Genomic DNA, 16762 nt, shown 5'->3' with positions numbered 1-16762 from the left:
TTTTTAGCCACGCCCTGAGGCTCGTGACGGGCCCGGACTCGTGCTCGGAAAGTCCCGGACGGCTCTTTCTATCACCCGGCACCGACGGCGAAGGGGCCCGCGTCCGCCCCTGTTCCCAAGGGAGGACCGGGCCGTGATGTCGCCGTTATGCGCCTTCACGCCCCCTTCACGCGGCGCGCGCGCCGTTGCCGCGCGCGGGCCGCGCACCCCGTGCGTGCCGGAGCGTGCCCGGTGCGTGCGCGCGGGGTCCCCCGGCCCCGCGGGCGCGAGTTTCGGTCACGCCGGTCGGTTCACGCGTCCTCGGCCAACTCCAGCCAGCGCATCTCGAGTTCCTCGCGCTCGCCGGCCAGTCCGCGCAGTTCGGCGTCCAGTTCGGCGACCTTCGCGAAGTCGGTGGCGTTGTCGGCGATCCGCGCGTGCAGCTTGGCCTCCTTCTCGGAGACCTTGTCCAACTGGCGCTCGATCTTCTGGAGTTCCTTCTTGGCGGCGCGCTGGTCGGCGGCGCTCCTCTCGGGCGCCGCCTTCTGCTGCGCGGCGGGCGCCGCGGCGGCCGCGGCCTCCTCCATCCGCAGGCGGCGCTCCAGGTACTCGTCGATGCCGCGGGGCAGCATGCGCAGGGCGGAGTCGCCGAGGAGGGCGAAGACGCGGTCCGTGGTGCGCTCGACGAAGAAGCGGTCGTGGGAGATGACGATCATCGAGCCGGGCCAGCCGTCGAGGAGGTCCTCCAGCTGGGTGAGGGTCTCGATGTCGAGGTCGTTGGTGGGCTCGTCGAGGAAGAGGACGTTGGGCTCGTCCATCAGCAGCCGCAGGATCTGCAGGCGGCGGCGCTCACCGCCGGACAGGTCCCCGACCGGCGTCCACTGCTTCTCCTTGCCGAAGCCGAACGTCTCGCACAGCTGCCCGGCGGTCATCTCGCGGCCCTTGCCGAGGTCGACGCGTTCGCGCACCTGCTGGACGGCCTCCAGGACCCGCAGGTCCGGGTCGAGTTCGCCGACCTCCTGGGAGAGGTAGGCGAGCTTGACGGTGCGGCCGACGACGACCTTCCCGCCGGCCGGCTGGGCCTCGCCCCCGGTGCGGGCGGCGTCGGCCAGGGCGCGCAGCAGCGACGTCTTGCCGGCGCCGTTGACGCCGACCAGGCCGATGCGGTCGCCGGGGCCGAGCTGCCAGGTGACGTGCTGGAGCAGCACCTTGGGGCCCGCCTGGACGGTCACGTCCTCCAGCTCGAAGACGGTTTTACCGAGCCGGGAGGAGGCGAACTTCATCAGCTCGCTGCTGTCCCGCGGCGGCGGCACGTCGGCGATCAGCTCGTTGGCGGCCTCGACCCGGAAGCGCGGCTTGGACGTCCGCGCGGGCGCGCCGCGCCGCAGCCAGGCCAGCTCCTTGCGGACCAGGTTCTGCCGCTTGGCCTCCTCGGTCGCGGCGATCCGCTCGCGCTCGGCGCGCGCGAACACGTAGTCGGAGTAGCCGCCTTCGTACTCGTGGACGGCGCCGCGCTGCACGTCCCACATGCGGGTGCAGACCTGGTCGAGGAACCAGCGGTCGTGGGTGACGCAGACGAGCGCGGAGCGGCGCTCGCGCAGGTGCTTCGCGAGCCAGGCGATGCCCTCGACGTCGAGGTGGTTGGTCGGCTCGTCGAGGACGATCAGGTCCTGCTCGTCGATCAGCAGCTTGGCGAGCGCGATGCGGCGCCGCTCGCCGCCGGAGAGCGGCCCGATGACGGTGTCCAGGCCCTGCGGGAAGCCGGGCAGGTCGAGCCCGCCGAACAGGCCCGTCAGGACGTCGCGGATCTTGGCGTTGCCGGCCCACTCGTGGTCGGCCATGTCCCGGATGACCTCGTGCCGCACGGTCGCGGCCGGGTCGAGCGAGTCGTGCTGGGTGAGGACGCCCAGGCGCAGCCCGCCGGAGTGGGTGACTCGCCCGGTGTCGGCCTCCTCCAGTTTGGCGAGCATGCGGATCAGGGTGGTCTTGCCGTCGCCGTTGCGGCCCACGACCCCGATCCGGTCCCCTTCGGAGACGCCGAGCGAGACACCGTCGAGCAGCGCACGGGTGCCGTACACCTTGCTGACGTTCTCGACATTGACCAGGTTGACGGCCATTTTTCTCCTGCGCATGGGGGTCGGTCAGCCTTCTAGCCTAGGGCCTGCCGGGCACGGGACGGGGCGCGAGGGTGCGGTCACTCTTTGTGATGACGCGATCGGGAAAGGGCCGCTACCGTGGAGGGCGGGCAGCAGGATCCCGTCCATGGGAGGAACCATGACCGCCGAGTCCGTACAGCACCGCGTCCAGTGGCCGGTGCCGCCGCAGGACGGCTACACCGTGGACGACCTGTTCACGCTGCCCGATCTCCCGCCGCACACCGAACTGATCGACGGGAGCCTGGTTTTCGTGAGGCCGCAGCGTCGCTTCCACTTCCTGGTGATCGACCTCCTGGTCGACGGACTGCGCAGTTGCCTCGGCCCCGACTTCAGTGTCGAGCGGGAGATGACCGTCGTCCTGGACCGGCGCAACGGCCCCGAACCCGATGTCAGCGTGGTGCGGGCCGACGCGGTCACCGGGCTGGACCAGACCAGTTTCGAGGCCAAGGACGTCCTGCTCGCCGTGGAGGTCGTCTCACCCGACTCGGAATCCCGGGACCGCACGACCAAGCCGCAGAAGTACGCCTCCGCCGGAATCCCCCACTACTGGCGTGTCGAGCAGGACGGAACGACCGGCCGTCCCCTCGTCCACGTGTACGAGCTCGACCCGATGACGCGGTGCTACGTGCACATGAGCATGCAGCGCGACCAGATCAAGGTCGACAAGCCTGCCGCCATCGCCATCGAACTGGTCAGGGTCGATACCCGTTCCTGATCCCTCGGACCACCGTCGCCCCCGGCACCGGGCCCGAGGCCGTCCGTACGTCACGGCAGGTGCCGGAGGCCCGCAGCGCGCCCGCGATCCCCTGCGCCGCTTCCGCGTCCCGCGCCAGGAACGCCGTGGTCGGCCCCGAGCCCGACACCAGTGAGGCCCGCGCACCCGCCGCACGCCCCGCCGCGAGCGTGTCCGCCAGCTCCGGGAACAGCGACAGCGCCGCGGGCTGGAGGTCGTTGGAGACGGTGGCGGCGAGCGCGTCCGCGTCCCCCTTCGCGAGGGCGTCGAGGAGGTCGCGCGAGGCGACGGGCGCGGGGATGTCGCGGCCTTCGCCGAGGCGGTCGAACTCGCGGAAGACGGCCGGGGTCGACAGCCCGCGCTCCGCCATCGCGAACACCCAGTGGAAGGTGCCGCCGGTCTCCAGCGGGGCCAGCCTCTCGCCGCGTCCGGTGCCGAGGGCGGCCCCGCCCACCAGGCTGAACGGCACGTCGCTGCCCAGTTCGGCGCAGATCTCCAGCAGTTCGTCGCGGGAGGCGCCGGTGCCCCAGAGCGCGTCGCAGGCCAGGAGGGCGCCCGCGCCGTCCGCGCTGCCGCCCGCCATGCCGCCGGCGACGGGGATGTCCTTGGCGATGTGCAGGTGCACGTCCGGGGTACGGCCGTACCGCTCGGCGAGGGCGATCGCCGCGCGCGCGGCGAGGTTGGTGCGGTCCAGCGGGACCTGGGCGGCGTCCGGGCCCGCGCAGGTGACGCGCAGGCCGTCGGCCGGGGTGACGGTGACCTCGTCGTACAGGCCGACCGCGAGGAACACGTTCGCCAGGTCGTGGAAGCCGTCCGCGCGCGCGGCGCCCACCGCGAGCTGGACGTTGACCTTGGCGGGGACCCGCACGGTGACGCTCACGCCGCGTCCTCCTGCTTGTTCTCGGCGATCCGGGCGAACTCCTCGACCGTGAGGGCTTCGCCGCGCGCCTGCGGGGACACCCCGGCGGCGACCAGGGCCGCCTCGGCGGCGGCCGCCGATCCGGCCCATCCGGCGAGCGCGGCCCGCAGGGTCTTGCGGCGCTGGGCGAAGGCCGCGTCGACGACGGCGAAGACCTCCTGCCGGGAGGCCGTGGTGGCGATCGGCTCCGCTCGCCGCACCAGCGAGACCAGGCCGCTGTCGACGTTCGGCGCCGGCCAGAAGACGTTGCGACCGATGGCGCCGGCCCGCTTGACGTCGGCGTACCAGTTGGCCTTCACGGAGGGCACGCCGTACACCTTCGAGCCGGGGCCGGCGGCGAGGCGGTCGGCGACCTCCGACTGGACCATGACGAGGGTCCGCTCGATGCTCGGGAACGTCTCGAGCATGTGCAGGAGCACGGGGACCGCGACGTTGTACGGCAGGTTCGCCACCAGGGCGGTGGGGGCGGGGCCCGGCAGGCCGGTCACGTGCATGGCGTCGGAGTGCACCAGCGCGAAGCGGTCCGCGCGCCGCGGCATGCGGGCGGTGATCGTCGCGGGCAGGGCGCCCGCCAGGACGTCGTCGATCTCCACGGCCGTGACGCGGTCGGCGACCTCCAGCAGGGCGAGGGTGAGGGAGCCGAGGCCCGGGCCCACCTCGACGACCACGTCCTCGGGGCGCACCTGCGCGGTGCGGACGATACGGCGGACCGTGTTCGCGTCGATCACGAAGTTCTGGCCGCGCTGCTTGGTGGGCCGTACGCCGAGGGCTGCCGCGAGCTCGCGGATGTCGGCGGGGCCCAGGAGGGCGTCGGGGGTGGGGCTCGTCACGGGACAAGGGTACGGGGGCGCGGGAAGCGGGACCGCAGGTCCCCGGCGGGGGCGCAGGGGCGGGGTGTGGGGGCGGGGCGCGGGGGCGGGTGCGGAGGGCTCGGGTGCGGGGAGCGGGACCCGCAGGTCCCCGGCGGGGGCGCGGGGGCGGGGTGTGGGGGCGGGGCGCGGGGGCGGGTGCGGAGGGCTCGGGTGCGGGGAGCGGGACCCGCAGGTCCCCGGCGGGGGCGTGGGGGCGGGGTGCGGGGGCGCTGCTCGCCCCGGCGTCAGTTCTGGAGGCGGGCGCCGCAGTGGGGCCAGGGGGTGGCGCCCCGGCGGATGTAGAGCTTCTTGGCGCGGAAGGTCTGTTCGGAGGCGGGGGCGTCCTGGGGGCGGCCGGTGCCGCCGAGGCTGTGCCAGGTGCGGGTGTCGAACTGGTAGAGGCCGCCGTAGGTGCCGGACGGGTCCACGGCGTCGGCGCGGCCGCCCGACTCGCAGGCCGCGAGCGCCTGCCAGTCGAGGTGGTCGGCGCCCCGCACGGAGGCCGGCCGCGGTTTCGTGCCGACCCTGACCACCTGCGCGCGCGGCTCGCGCACGGTCTCGGTGCGCACGCGTCGCGGCCGCTGCCGGACCCCGTTGACGGTGCGCAGGGCGTAGGTGATCCGCAGCAGCCCCGGCCGGCCGGCCCGCTCCACGACCTCGGTGCCCCGGAACAGCGCGGGGTCGTCGGTGCGCCGTACCGGGAACGGGACCGCCTCCTCCCGCACCTCCCTCCCGTCAGTGATCCGCAGGACGGTGATCGTCTGGCCGTCGCGCGGGAAGCTGCCGGACGGGACGGACGTGGTGTCCTGGCCGCGCAGGGTGATGCCGGCCTCCTCGACGGCCTCGCCCACGGTCGCCGCGTTGGTGCGCACGGTGCGGGCCCGGCCGTCGGCCATGACCGTCACGGCGCGTTCGGTACGGACGTCCAGCGCGAGTCCCCCGTGTCCGATGCGCCGGGAGCGGGAGACGGAGAGGTGGGCGCCGTCCGCCCGCACGCCGAGCTGTCCGAGCGCCTCCTCCACGGTGCGGGCCGTCGTCCACACCTCGTGCCGCCGGCCGTCGAGCGTGAGCCGGAGGGGGCGGCCGTGGCGCACGGCGATCTCGTCGCCGCTGGCGAGGGCCGTGCCCGGGGAGGGCGCCACCATGTCGTGCGGCCCGACCCGCACGCCCTCCTCCGCCAGCAGTTCGCCCACGTCGTCGGCGAAGGTGTGCAGGGTGCGCGGCTTGCCGTCGACGGTCAGCTCGACCGCTTTGTCCTTCGCGACGAAGGCGGTGGTGCCGCCCGCGAGGAAGGCGACGACCAGCGCCTGCGGCACCAGGGGGAGCAGGGGCAGCAGTCGGCGCAGCGGGGAGTCCGCGCGCTCGGCGTCGCGCGTCCTGCGCCGGCGCGCGGCGCGCCCGGTGGCGGTGCCGGTGGCAGTGGTGGTGACGGCGACGGCGACGGTGGTGGCAGCGGCAGTGACGGTGGCGTACGGCGGCCCGTCCGCCCGGCGCGGCAGCGCCGGCCCGGGGGGCTCCGGCGGCACCGCGGGCATCGTCGCCGCGCGAGCGGCCCGGTGGGCGCCCGCGGGGGCCTGCGGCACCCCGTGGGGGAGGGTCTCGGCGTTGTGGACGTCGACGTACGTGCCGTCGGCGCCGTACGTGTTGCGCGGGTGGTGCACGTTGCTCACGCCGACACGCTCCAGGGGTCCTGGGATCCGGAAGGGGCCGGGAAGGTCCGGATCGGGCCCCCAGAACCTAGCGGAGCGGGCGTCACTCTCCAAAGCGGCGCGACTACCCACGGTGGTGGCCGGTGCGGCGCCCCGGGGTCAGTATCCGAAGGCGCGGGCCGTGTTGGCGGCCAGGGCGCCCGCGAGGACGTCCTCGTCGATGCCGCGGACGGCCGCCATGGCGCGGACCGTGACCGGCACCAGGTAGGGGGCGTTGGGCCGGCCGCGGTAGGGCGCCGGGGTGAGGAAGGGCGCGTCGGTCTCGACGAGGACCAGCTCCAGCGGGGCGACGGCGAGGGCGTCGCGCAGGTGCTGGGCGTTCTTGAAGGTGACGTTGCCGGCGAAGGACATGAAGTAGCCGGCGCGGGCGCAGGTCTCCGCCATCGCGGCGTCGCCGGAGTAGCAGTGGAAGACGGTGCGCTCGGGGGCGCCCTCCTCCTTCAGCACGCGCAGCACGTCCGCGTGGGCGTCGCGGTCGTGGATGACGAGAGCCTTGCCGTGCCGTTTGGCGATCTCGATGTGGGCGCGGAAGGAGCGCTCCTGCGCGTCCTTGCCCTCGGGTCCGGTGCGGAAGTAGTCCAGTCCGGTCTCGCCGACGCCCTTGACCTCGGGGAGCGCGGCGAGGCGGTCGATCTCGGCGAGCGCCTCGTCGAGCGCCCCGGCACCGCCGGCCGCGCGCGCCCCCTGCCGCGACCAGCCGTCGGGGTCCCCGTGGACGATGCGGGGCGCCTCGTTGGGGTGCAGGGCGACCGCCGCGTGGACACTGTCGTGCGCCGCCGCCGTCTCGGCCGCCCAGCGGGAGCCGGCGACGTCGCAGCCGACCTGGACGACCGTCGTCACGCCGACCGACGCGGCTTTCGCGAGGCCCTCCTCGACCGTGCCGGACTGCATGTCGAGGTGGGTGTGGGAGTCGGCGACCGGAACCCGCAGGGGGGCCGGGAGCGGCGGCGCCGCGTTCTTGTCGGCGTTCGAAGGCATGCCCCGATCCTACGGAAGGGGCGCGTCCGGCCGTCGGCCGCGGGCCCGCCCCGGCACGACGGCACGACCGGGCCGACCGGCCCGGACAGCCTGGACGGCACGACCGACCCGAACGGCACGGACGGCTTGGGCGGCCCGGCCGGCACGACCGGCCCGAACGGCACGGACGGCTTGGACGGCTTGGGCGGCCGACGGGCACGACCGGCACGGACCGCCCGGACCGCCCGGCCTCAGCTGGCCCGGCGCTGGAAGGGGTGGAGGAGGTCGGACAGGTGCCAGTGGTGCTGCCGGCCGGATTCCCCGGGCGCCGCGGTCGCCGGTACCTCCACGGGGCCGGCCGGGGGCGCCGTGCGGGGGTGGGCGGCGCCCAGCACGGAGGAGACCTGGCCGGCCCGCATGATGCGCAGCAGCCGGCCGTCGCAGTGGTGGCAGGCGGGGCGGCTCAGCGGGGACGGCACGAGGCGTCCGTCCGCCACGTACTGGACGAACTCGTGGCCCTCCGCGTCCGTGTGGTGCTCGATCTCGTACGCCTGCTCCCAGCCGTGCCCGCAGCGCATGCAGGCGAAGGAGTACGACTCGTGCACGACGGGGACCGCCGTGCGCGGGCCGCCGCTCCACCCGGCCGTCCTGCCGCTCCACCCGGCCGTCCCGCCGGTCCCGCTCATCCCGCTCGTCTCGCTCATGCAGGCTCCTCTGTCCGCTGGACGCGGGGACGGGTGCGTCCCTGTCGTCCAGTGGAGCGCTCCGCCGGGGCGGACGCAGCCGACCTGTCGAGTGTTGGGCCCGATTTGGGCGTTCCTTGCCGAAGCGGGACGGGGGTCGACTTCTGGGCTTTGCCGTCGACGGCACTTCTTTGCCGCCCGGTGGGAATACCTCCCGCCCGGCGGTGACGGGAGCTTCTCAGCCGGCGGCGTTCTTGGCCGCGACGACCGCGTCGAAGACCTGCCGCTTGGGCACCCCGGCCTCCGCCGCCACCGCCGCGATCGCCTCCTTGCGCCGCTCGCCGGCCTCCTCGCGCACCCGCACCCGCCGGACCAGTTCCGCCGCGTCGAGTTCGCCGGGGCCGCGCTCGGGCGCCCCGGTCACGACGACGGTGATCTCGCCGCGCACCCCCTCCGCCGCCCACTCCGCCAGCTCGCCGAGCGGGCCGCGCCGGACCTCCTCGTACGTCTTGGTCAGTTCGCGGCAGACGGCGGCGCGCCGGTCGGCGCCGAACACCTCGGCCATCGCGGCGAGGGTGTCGTCGAGCCGGTGCGGGGCCTCGAAGTACACGAGGGTGCGGCGCTCCTCGGCGACCTCGCGCAGCCGGGACAGCCGCTCCCCCGCCTTGCGCGGCAGGAAGCCCTCGAAGCAGAAGCGGTCGACGGGCAGGCCGGACAGCGCGAGCGCGGTGAGGACGGCGGACGGGCCGGGCACGGCGGTGACCCGGACGTCCTTCTCGACGGCCGCGGCGACCAGCCGGTAGCCGGGGTCGGAGACGGAGGGCATGCCGGCGTCGGTGACGAGGAGGACACGGGCGCCGCCGAGGAGGTGGTCGACCAGCTCGGGGGTGCGGGCGGACTCGTTGCCCTCGAAGTAGGAGACGACCCTCCCCTTGGGCGTCACGCCCAGCGCCTGCGTGAGCCGGCGCAGCCGGCGGGTGTCCTCGGCGGCGATGACGTCGGCGCCGGCCAACTCCTCCGCGAGCCGGGGCGGGGCGTCCGCGATGTCCCCGATGGGCGTGCCGGCAAGGACCAGGGTTCCGGGTGCGACTGTCACGTTTCCATCCTCGCAGGGGGCGCCGGGCCCCGTCCGACCGGCCGGGCCGGATCGCCCGGAGCCGGGCATGACCGGTCGAACAGGCCCATGCACGGGACTCCCACAGCCCCGTTCCCTACGATGGCGCGGTGACCAGTACCGCGTCCTCCACGGACTCCACGGACTACCGGCAGGACCAGGCACCGCAGGACCGGCGGCCGGGGTGGCAGTCGCGGCTGCGCCGGTTCGGCTACGCGGCGGCACCGGACGGCGACGTCCGGGAGCGGCTGGTGCCGCCGTTCGCCGAACCGAGCCCGCGGCTCTGGCAGGCGCTCGGGGTGCCGGCCGGGCTCGCCGACCGGATCACCCGCTGGTCGGGCTGGCTGGGTCCGCTGCTGGTCACGCTGGTGGCGGGCGTGCTGCGGTTCTGGAACCTGGGCACGCCGAGGAAGGTGATATTCGACGAGACGTACTACGCCAAGGACGCGTGGGCGCTCGTCCACCGCGGCTTCGAGGTCAACTGGGACAAGAACGCCAACGACGTCATCCTGAACAGCGGCGGCCACGTCACGATCCCGACGGACGCGGCGTACGTCGTGCATCCGCCGGTCGGCAAGTACGTCATCGGGCTGGGCGAACTGCTCTTCGGGTTCGACCCGTTCGGCTGGCGGTTCATGACGGCGCTGCTGGGGACCCTGTCGGTCCTGCTGCTGTGCCGGATCGGGCGCCGCCTCTTCCGCTCCACGTTCCTGGGCTGCCTGGCGGGCGCGCTGATGGCGGTGGACGGGCTGCACTTCGTGATGAGCCGCACCGCGCTGCTCGACGGGGTGCTGATGTTCTTCGTGCTGGCCACGTTCGGCTGCCTGGTCGTCGACCGGGACCGGGCGCGCGCGCGGCTGGCCGCCGCGCTGCCGGCGGACGCGGACGGCCGCCGCCGCCCCGACGCGCACGCCGCCGAGACCACCCGTCTGGGCCTGCGCCCGTGGCGCTGGGCGGCGGGCGTGATGCTGGGGCTGGCGATCGGCACGAAGTGGAACGGCCTGTACATCATGGTCGCGTTCTGCCTGATGACGGTGTTGTGGGACGTCGCCGCGCGCCGGGTGGCCGGTGCCCGGCGCCCCTACCGGGTGGTGCTGAGGCGGGACACGGGCCTGGCGTTCCTGGCGACCGTGCCGGTGGCGCTGGTCACCTACCTGGTGTCGTGGACGGGCTGGATCCTCTCCTCGGACAGCGGCTCGGGCGGCTACTACCGCAACTGGGCGGCGACCGACGGCAAGGGCGGCAGCTGGACCTGGCTGTTCCCGGACTGGCTGCGCAGCCTGTGGCACTACGAGCACGAGGTCTACGAGTTCCACACCCACCTCACCTCGCCGCACACCTACCAGTCGAACCCGTGGAGCTGGCTGGTCCTGGGCCGTCCGGTGTCGTACTTCTACGAGTCCCCGGCGCCCGGCACGGACGGCTGTCCGGTGGACGCGGGCGGCAAGTGCGCGCGCGAGGTGCTGGCGATCGGCACGCCGATGCTGTGGTGGGCGGCCTGTTTCGCGGTGCTGTTCGTGCTGTGGCGCTGGTTCTTCCGCCGCGACTGGCGGGCGGGCGCGATCGCGTGCGGCATCGCGGCCGGGTACCTGCCGTGGTTCCTGTACCAGGAGCGCACGATCTTCCTCTTCTACGCCGTCGTCTTCCTGCCGTTCCTGTGCCTGGCGGTGGCGATGATGGCCGGCGCGCTCGTCGGCCGGCCGGGGTCGAGCGACACCCGTCGGGTGGTGGGCGCGACGGGCGCGGGCGTCCTGGTGCTGCTGATCGCGTGGAACTTCATCTACTTCTGGCCGCTGTACACCGGCACCGCCGTCCCGATCGACGACTGGCGGTCGCGGATGTGGCTGGACACCTGGGTCTAGCTGGGCAGACACGCCACGGGGGTGCGGCCGACGGCCGCACCCCCGTGGTCGTTGCCGGCCGTCACCGACTTCGGCGCTTCAAGGTGAGGCGACTTCGTCGAGGGCGAGGCCGGTGCCGGCCATGCAGCCGTCGAGGGTTTCGGGCCGGTACTGAAGGCGTTCGAGTCGGTTGCGGACGAGGGCCTCGAGCCGGTCGAGTGCGACGACGGCGAGATCGGCCGGGCTGCCTTCCGGCAGACCGCCTCCGCCCGTTGCGAGCTGCCGGATCAGAGAAGCGCGCCGTCGGTGATCTGAGTGGCCATGCCGTTCTTGACCACGACCTCGGCTTCCACACCCTTCTTGGCGGCCTTCTCCAGGTCGGCCTCCTCGCAGGGGGCGTCCACCTTCGAGCCGGCGGTGCCGCAGATCTGGCCCCCGCCCAGGATCACGGTGTCCTCGGCGAGGAAGAAGGCCTGCTGCTCACCGCCGGAGCCCTGGGCCGCAGGACCGTCGACCAGGTACTTGCCGGGCGCCACGTACCGCACGATGCCGTACCAGGTGCCGCTGACGCCCTTGCCCTTGTCGAGGCCCTCCACGACGGTCTCGCCGGAGTCGGACGTGCTCCCCGAACCGGACGTGCCGCCGCCGGACGTGCTCCCGGAACCGGACGTACTGCCACTGCCGGACGTCTTCCCGGAACCGGACGTGCCGCCGGACGTGTCCTCGGAACCGGAGGGGGAGGCGGAGGCACCGCCGGCACCTGCGGCACCGGCCTTGCTCGCCGCCGCAGCCGCGTCGGCCTTGCCGGAGGAGCTGTCGGCGGCGTCGTCGCTCTGGTTGCACGCCGTCATCAGCAGGGTGCCGCCCAGGAGTGCGGCCGAGACGAGAAAGGCCTTGCGGCGGTTGCGGATCATGGGTCGATTCCCCCTGCTGGTCGATCGGTCGGGCTGAGGTGCGGGCGTTCCCCGGCACGTTCTTGATCAGTATGAGACGACCAGGACCCGAGCGGTTGCCTCGGTCCTCGATCCAGGACGACGCCGTCACGGTCCCGTGACATGACCAACTCGATTTCACGGAAACGGGGTTGATGCTCCTCGCCACGCGCCGGGGGCATCGAGGGCGTTCTCGGTGGCGTACTCGGCCACGTATCCGGCGACCTTGGCCTGGGGCCGTGCGGTCCGCCGACGCCGGACCCCCAGTGATCCGATGAGACCCGTGCCCGCTGCGTACATGAGGTCGTCTTCATCTGCTTCCGGCCCTTGTACACCGGTACTTCTGACCCCTGTACACCGGCACCACCATCCCGATCGACGACTGGTGTTCACGTATGTGGCTGGACACCTGGGTCTAACGATTGCGACAACTCCCGCCCCGCAGGCCCCTCTTCCGCTTACTGTGAAGGTCGGGGGATCTTTCTGAACGCGTTCAGAAAGGATTGACGGGTCAACGGGGAGGACGGTCATGCGCAAGGGGGCCAAGGCGGCGATCGTCGGGTCGGTGTTCGCGGTCATGGTGGGCGGGGCCGGGTACGGCGCCTTCAACATCGTGAACGCGCTGGACGGGGGCGGCGGCGCACCGGCGGCGGACGGGCCGGCGCCCGTGCGGACCGGGCCGCCGAGCGCCGCCGAGGTGAAGGAGACCAGCGCCGCGTTCTTCGCGGCCTGGGAGAAGGGGCAGGCGGCGAGCGCGGCGGCGCTCACGAACAACGCCGGGAAGGCGGGGCCGCTGCTCACCTCGTACGGCCGGAGCGCGCACATCACCGGCGTCACGATCACGCCGGGTGCGCCGGCCGGGCGCAGCGTGCCGTTCACGGTGAGGGCCACGGTGTCGTACGGGGGGAAGTCCAAGCCGCTCTCCTACGGCAGCCGGCTGACCGTCGTGCGCGGGGTGACCACCGGCAGGGCGCTGGTGGACTGGCAGCCGTCGGTCGTGCACCCCCAGCTCAGGGACATGGACGACACGCTGGTCACGGGCGAGTCGGCGGCGCCGCCGATCGAGGCCGTGGACCGCGACGGCAAGGTGCTGACGAAGGAGGAGTACCCCTCGCTCGGGCCGATGCTGAACGAGCTGCGCGCCAAGTACGGCGACAAGGCGGGCGGCACGGCCGGTGTCGAACTGGCGGTCCGCCACGCCGCCCCGGACTCCGCGGACACGCCGCTGCTGACCCTGGCCGAGGGCAGGGCGGGCCGGCTGCCCACCACGCTCAGGGCGAGCGCGCAGGCGGCCGCCGAGAAGGCGGTCCTGAAGTACCCCGAGTCGTCGGTGGTGGCCGTCCAGCCGAGCAGCGGCGAGGTGCTGGCGGTCGCCAACAACCGCGACGACGGCTGGAACGCCGCCTTCCTGGGGCAGGTGGCGCCCGGCTCCACCATGAAGATCGTCAGCGCGGCCGCCCTCATCGACAACGGCATCACCACCGCGACCGGCCCGGCGCCCTGCCCGTCCGAGGCGACCTGGCAGAGCCAGACCTTCCACAACATCGAGAACATGCCCCCGAACGAGGAGGCGACCCTCTCCGAGAGCTTCGCGCGCTCCTGCAACACCGCGTTCGTGAAGTACGCGGACGAGGTGAAGGTGGACTCCCTGACCGACGAGGCCAGGAACCGTTTCGGGATCGGCCTCGACTGGAAGACCGGCATCCCCTCCTTCGACGGCTCCGTCCCGGCCTCCGGCGGCCCGGACACCGCGGCCGCGATGATCGGCCAGGGCCAGGTCCAGATGAACCCGCTGACCATGGCGTCGGTGACGGCGACCGCGGCGACGGGCGCCTTCCGGCAGCCGGTGATCGTGCCGCGCAGCCTCGACGGCCGCGAGCTCGCCCACGCGCGCGGGCTGCCGGCCGGCACCGTGCAGCAGCTGCGCGCCATGATGAACCGCACCGCGACCAGCGGCACGGCGGCGCAGGTGATGTCCGGCCTGAGCGGCCGGATCGGCGCGAAGACGGGTTCGGCGGAGGTCGACGGGAGGGCGAGCTCCGACAGCTGGTTCACCGGCTACCGGGGCGACGTCGCCGCCGCGGCGATGGTCCAGGACGGCGGTCACGGCACCGACGCGGCCGGCCCGATCGTCGCGGCCGTACTGCGGTCGGGCGCCTGAGGCCACCCGTAAGGCGTGGGTGAGGTCACACGTGACGGCACCCCGCGGGCGGGGACTCTAGGCTGGGCGCCGTCGTGGGTGCCGGTGGGGACGGTTCGCACCGCCGGTGGACGGGACTCGCACCGCCGGTGGGACGACCCGCCGAGCGGGACAGGGGGGCGAGGCGGCCCCGTAGGGCACGGAGGATCGCGGACAGTGGGCAAGAGAAGGCGCGTCACCGAACGGCGGAGCACGCGGCCGGCCGTGGTCGGCGGCATGATCGCCGTCGTCGTCGGAGGCGCGGGCCTCGGCGGCTACGCGCTGTACGGCGGTGGAGCGGCGGCCGAGGACGGTCCGGCGGCGGCGAAGAAGCCGCAGGTCCGGACCGGTCCGCTGGCGGCGGCCGAGGTCACCACCGCCGCGCGGGCGTTCCTGACGGCCTGGCAGCAGGGCAAGGTCGCCGAGGCCGCCGCGGTCACCGACGATCCGGCCGCCGCCGGCGCCCTGCTCACCGGCTGGACCAAGGACGCCCGCATCACCGGCGCCACCCTCACGGCCGGACCGCGCGCGGGCGACAAGGTGCCCTTCGCCGTGAAGGGCACGGTCACCTTCGGCAAGACCAGCAAGCCGGTGGCGTACGACAGCGCGCTGACCGTGGTGCGGCGGGCGGAGGACGGCGAGCCGCTCGTCGACTGGCACGCGTCCGTGGTCCACCCCGACCTGGCCGACGGGGACACCCTGGTGACCGGCGAGGCGGGCGATCCGCCGGTCAAGGCGCTCGACCGCGACGGCGGTGAGCTGACCGCGAAGGAGTACCCGTCCCTGGGCACCGTCCTGGACGGGCTGCGCGAGAAGTACGGCGAGAAGGCCGGCGGCACCGCCGGGGTCGAGCTGCGGGTGGTCCGCGGCAAGGCGTCGAAGGCGAAGAAGGCCTCCGACAAGACGCTGGTGGAGCTGAGCGAGGGCACCCCCGGTACCGTGCGCACGACGCTGAGCCCGTCGCTCCAGGCCGCCGCGGAGAAGCAGGTCGCGGGCGCCGAGCGGGCCTCGGTCGTGGTGACCCGCGCCTCCACCGGCGAGATCCTGGCCGTCGCCAACAGCAACCCGAACTTCAACACGGCGTTCCAGGGCTCGCTGGCGCCCGGCTCCACCATGAAGGTGGTCACCTCCTCACTGCTCATCGAGAAGGGCCTGGCGTCGGCGGACAAGGCGCACCCGTGCCCGAAGTACTTCAGTTACGGCGGCTGGAAGTTCCAGAACGACGACAAGTTCGAGATCAAGGGCGGCTCCTTCAAGGCGAGCTTCGCGCGCTCCTGCAACACGGCCTTCATCAGCCAGGCGGGCAAGCTCGACGACGACAGCCTGACCGAGCAGGCCCAGCAGGTCTTCGGCCTGTCGTCGAACAACTGGGCGGTCGGCGTGCCGACCTTCGACGGTTCGGTGCCGGTCCAGAAGGCGGCCCAGAAGGCGGCGGAGCTGATCGGCCAGGGCGGGGTGCGGATGAACCCGCTGAACATGGCGTCGGTGGCGGCCACGGTGAAGTCGGGCACCTTCCACCAGCCGTACCTGGTCGCCCCGTCGGTCGACGGCCGCACCCTGGCGAAGGCCCCGCGCACGATGTCCGCGGGCACGCTGTCGCAGCTGCGGGAGCTGATGAACTACACGGCCGCGCACGGCACGGCGGCCGAGCCGATGGCCGGGCTCGGCCCGGACTACGGGGCCAAGACGGGATCCGCCGAGGTCGACGGGCAGAAGGAGCCCAACGGCTGGTTCACGGCCTACCGCGGCGACCTCGCGGCGGCGGGCGTGGTGCAGCAGGGCGGTCACGGCAGCGAGTCGGCGGGCCCGATCGTGGCGGCCCTGCTGAAGGCGGGGGGCTAGGGCGTGTTTCGAAAGTAGCGTCGTCTGCCCGAAGGGCAGGCCCGGCGGCGTCTGGTGCGTGCGATCGCAAGGCGGAGGGTCGCCCCGATACTGGTTGTATCGGGGCGATCCCGACAACGCGGCGAGCGTGCGTGCCAGACGCCGCCGGGCAGACGGGACTTTCGAAACACGCCCTAGGCCGGCCGGGGCAACCGGGCCGGGCGGCCACGCCGGGCGAACCGGCAGGCCTGGCGAACCGGCGGGCCGGATCAACCACCCCGGACGAACCGGGCCGGACGAACCGGGCCGGACGAACCGGGCCGGACGAGCCAGGCCGGGCGGCCACGCCGGACGAACCGGCCGGGACGACCACGCCGGGCGCGCCACGCCGAGCAACAAGGCGGGGCAACCAGGCCGGGCGAACCAGCCAGGGCCGAGCCAGCCGGGCCGGGCCCGACGGCTAGCCGGTCAGCTGCCGGCCCGACGCGCTCGTCGCCGTGTAGGTGCGGCGCAGGAAGCGCAGCAGTTCCTTGGACTCGAACTGCACGACCGAGACGCCCTGCGGGGAGTGGAACTCGACGATGGCCTGGACCCGTCCGCAGGGCCAGACGCGGACCTCCCCGCTGCCGGCCGGGGTGCGCAGGCCCTGTTCCAGAAGGGTGCGGGCGATGCTGCGCTCACGGTTTCCGGGGAGCCCGACGCGGACGGTGCGCGGATCCTCCTCGGGGTCGTAGCGCAGGACGACGGGGACGGCGCTCCGCTCCTCCTCGCCCGGGTCCGCGTCCGTGACGATGTGGGCTCGCGCATACTGCTCGACTACAGACATCAGCCGCCCTCTCACTCAGCGTGACCTGTGCGGAATCTGCGCGTCCACCCCTTCTCCAATGT

At 73.6% G+C, this 16762-nt stretch carries 13 protein-coding genes; 4 read left to right on the top strand and 9 right to left on the bottom strand.

Annotation, left to right across the window (positions count from 1 at the left end; all coding sequences use genetic code 11):
- Positions 1 to 290 precede the first annotated feature (290 nt).
- Complete coding sequence (locus ACF09K_RS15340) at positions 291 to 2096, bottom strand: ABC-F family ATP-binding cassette domain-containing protein (protein ID WP_392243724.1); 1806 nt, start codon at positions 2094 to 2096, stop codon at positions 291 to 293.
- Between the two features lie 157 nt (positions 2097 to 2253).
- On the opposite strand from ACF09K_RS15340, the gene ACF09K_RS15335 reads away from it, so the two are divergent.
- Positions 2254 to 2850 carry a Uma2 family endonuclease gene (locus tag ACF09K_RS15335; RefSeq protein ID WP_392243947.1) on the top strand — a complete coding sequence of 199 codons (597 nt, stop codon included), beginning with the start codon at positions 2254 to 2256 and terminating at the stop codon, positions 2848 to 2850.
- On the opposite strand, the gene ACF09K_RS15330 is transcribed toward ACF09K_RS15335, so the two are convergent.
- From ACF09K_RS15330 to rsmI, 6 genes are all read right to left on the bottom strand, one after another.
- Positions 2828 to 3748 carry a 4-(cytidine 5'-diphospho)-2-C-methyl-D-erythritol kinase gene (locus tag ACF09K_RS15330; RefSeq protein ID WP_392243723.1) on the bottom strand — a complete coding sequence of 307 codons (921 nt, stop codon included), beginning with the start codon at positions 3746 to 3748 and terminating at the stop codon, positions 2828 to 2830. The genes ACF09K_RS15335 and ACF09K_RS15330 overlap by 23 nt on opposite strands.
- On the bottom strand, positions 3745 to 4617 hold the full coding sequence (gene rsmA, locus ACF09K_RS15325) for a 16S rRNA (adenine(1518)-N(6)/adenine(1519)-N(6))-dimethyltransferase RsmA (protein WP_392243721.1): 873 nt from the start codon (positions 4615 to 4617) through the stop codon (positions 3745 to 3747). The genes ACF09K_RS15330 and rsmA overlap by 4 nt, the downstream gene beginning before the upstream one ends.
- 266 nt (positions 4618 to 4883) lie before the next feature.
- The gene (locus ACF09K_RS15320) at positions 4884 to 6308 is read right to left on the bottom strand and encodes a ubiquitin-like domain-containing protein (protein ID WP_392243719.1); all 1425 of its coding nucleotides are present in this window, start codon (positions 6306 to 6308) and stop codon (positions 4884 to 4886) included.
- A 138-nt stretch (positions 6309 to 6446) separates the two neighbouring features.
- The gene (locus ACF09K_RS15315) at positions 6447 to 7325 is read right to left on the bottom strand and encodes a TatD family hydrolase (protein WP_392243717.1); all 879 of its coding nucleotides are present in this window, start codon (positions 7323 to 7325) and stop codon (positions 6447 to 6449) included.
- Positions 7326 to 7555: 230 nt separating this feature from the next.
- A complete protein-coding gene (locus tag ACF09K_RS15310; protein ID WP_392243716.1) occupies positions 7556 to 8008 on the bottom strand; it encodes a hypothetical protein in 453 nt (150 codons plus the stop codon).
- Positions 8009 to 8225: 217 nt separating this feature from the next.
- Positions 8226 to 9083 (bottom strand): 16S rRNA (cytidine(1402)-2'-O)-methyltransferase, encoded by an 858-nt coding sequence (gene rsmI, locus ACF09K_RS15305; RefSeq protein WP_392243714.1) that lies wholly within the window; start codon positions 9081 to 9083, stop codon positions 8226 to 8228.
- A gap of 128 nt (positions 9084 to 9211) precedes the next feature.
- On the opposite strand from rsmI, the gene ACF09K_RS15300 reads away from it, so the two are divergent.
- Positions 9212 to 10963: a dolichyl-phosphate-mannose--protein mannosyltransferase gene (locus tag ACF09K_RS15300; protein ID WP_392243712.1), complete on the top strand. Its 1752-nt coding sequence runs from the start codon at positions 9212 to 9214 to the stop codon at positions 10961 to 10963.
- Positions 10964 to 11229: 266 nt separating this feature from the next.
- On the opposite strand, the gene ACF09K_RS15295 is transcribed toward ACF09K_RS15300, so the two are convergent.
- The gene (locus ACF09K_RS15295; protein WP_392243710.1) at positions 11230 to 11856 is read right to left on the bottom strand and encodes a hypothetical protein; all 627 of its coding nucleotides are present in this window, start codon (positions 11854 to 11856) and stop codon (positions 11230 to 11232) included.
- A 547-nt stretch (positions 11857 to 12403) separates the two neighbouring features.
- Here ACF09K_RS15295 and ACF09K_RS15290 point away from each other — a divergent pair.
- Both ACF09K_RS15290 and ACF09K_RS15285 read left to right on the top strand, forming a co-directional pair.
- A complete protein-coding gene (locus tag ACF09K_RS15290; protein ID WP_392243708.1) occupies positions 12404 to 14035 on the top strand; it encodes a penicillin-binding transpeptidase domain-containing protein in 1632 nt (543 codons plus the stop codon).
- 195 nt (positions 14036 to 14230) lie between these two features.
- The gene (locus tag ACF09K_RS15285) at positions 14231 to 15895 is read left to right on the top strand and encodes a penicillin-binding transpeptidase domain-containing protein (RefSeq protein WP_392243707.1); all 1665 of its coding nucleotides are present in this window, start codon (positions 14231 to 14233) and stop codon (positions 15893 to 15895) included.
- Between the two features lie 439 nt (positions 15896 to 16334).
- Here the strand turns inward: ACF09K_RS15285 and ACF09K_RS15280 are convergent, their stop codons facing one another.
- Positions 16335 to 16700 carry an SsgA family sporulation/cell division regulator gene (locus tag ACF09K_RS15280; RefSeq protein WP_392243705.1) on the bottom strand — a complete coding sequence of 122 codons (366 nt, stop codon included), beginning with the start codon at positions 16698 to 16700 and terminating at the stop codon, positions 16335 to 16337.
- Between the last annotated feature and the right edge of the window lie 62 nt (positions 16701 to 16762).

Source organism: Streptomyces sp. NPDC014882 (genome assembly GCF_043081325.1).
Taxonomy (GTDB): Bacteria; Actinomycetota; Actinomycetes; order Streptomycetales; family Streptomycetaceae; genus Streptomyces.
Note: the sequence above shows the minus strand (reverse complement) of the source record. Positions and strands in the feature narration are given on the sequence as shown.

Excerpts from the sequence above, each read along its gene's own strand:
- ACF09K_RS15315 (WP_392243717.1), bottom strand. The coding sequence starts at position 7,325 with ATGCCTTCGAACGCCGACAAGAACGCGGCGCCGCCGCTCCCGGCCCCC.
- ACF09K_RS15310 (WP_392243716.1), bottom strand. The coding sequence starts at position 8,008 with ATGAGCGAGACGAGCGGGATGAGCGGGACCGGCGGGACGGCCGGGTGG.
- ACF09K_RS15335 (WP_392243947.1), top strand. The coding sequence starts at position 2,254 with ATGACCGCCGAGTCCGTACAGCACCGCGTCCAGTGGCCGGTGCCGCCG.
- ACF09K_RS15295 (WP_392243710.1), bottom strand. The coding sequence starts at position 11,856 with ATGATCCGCAACCGCCGCAAGGCCTTTCTCGTCTCGGCCGCACTCCTG.
- ACF09K_RS15280 (WP_392243705.1), bottom strand. The coding sequence starts at position 16,700 with ATGTCTGTAGTCGAGCAGTATGCGCGAGCCCACATCGTCACGGACGCG.
- ACF09K_RS15290 (WP_392243708.1), top strand. The coding sequence starts at position 12,404 with ATGCGCAAGGGGGCCAAGGCGGCGATCGTCGGGTCGGTGTTCGCGGTC.
- ACF09K_RS15340 (WP_392243724.1), bottom strand. The coding sequence starts at position 2,096 with ATGGCCGTCAACCTGGTCAATGTCGAGAACGTCAGCAAGGTGTACGGC.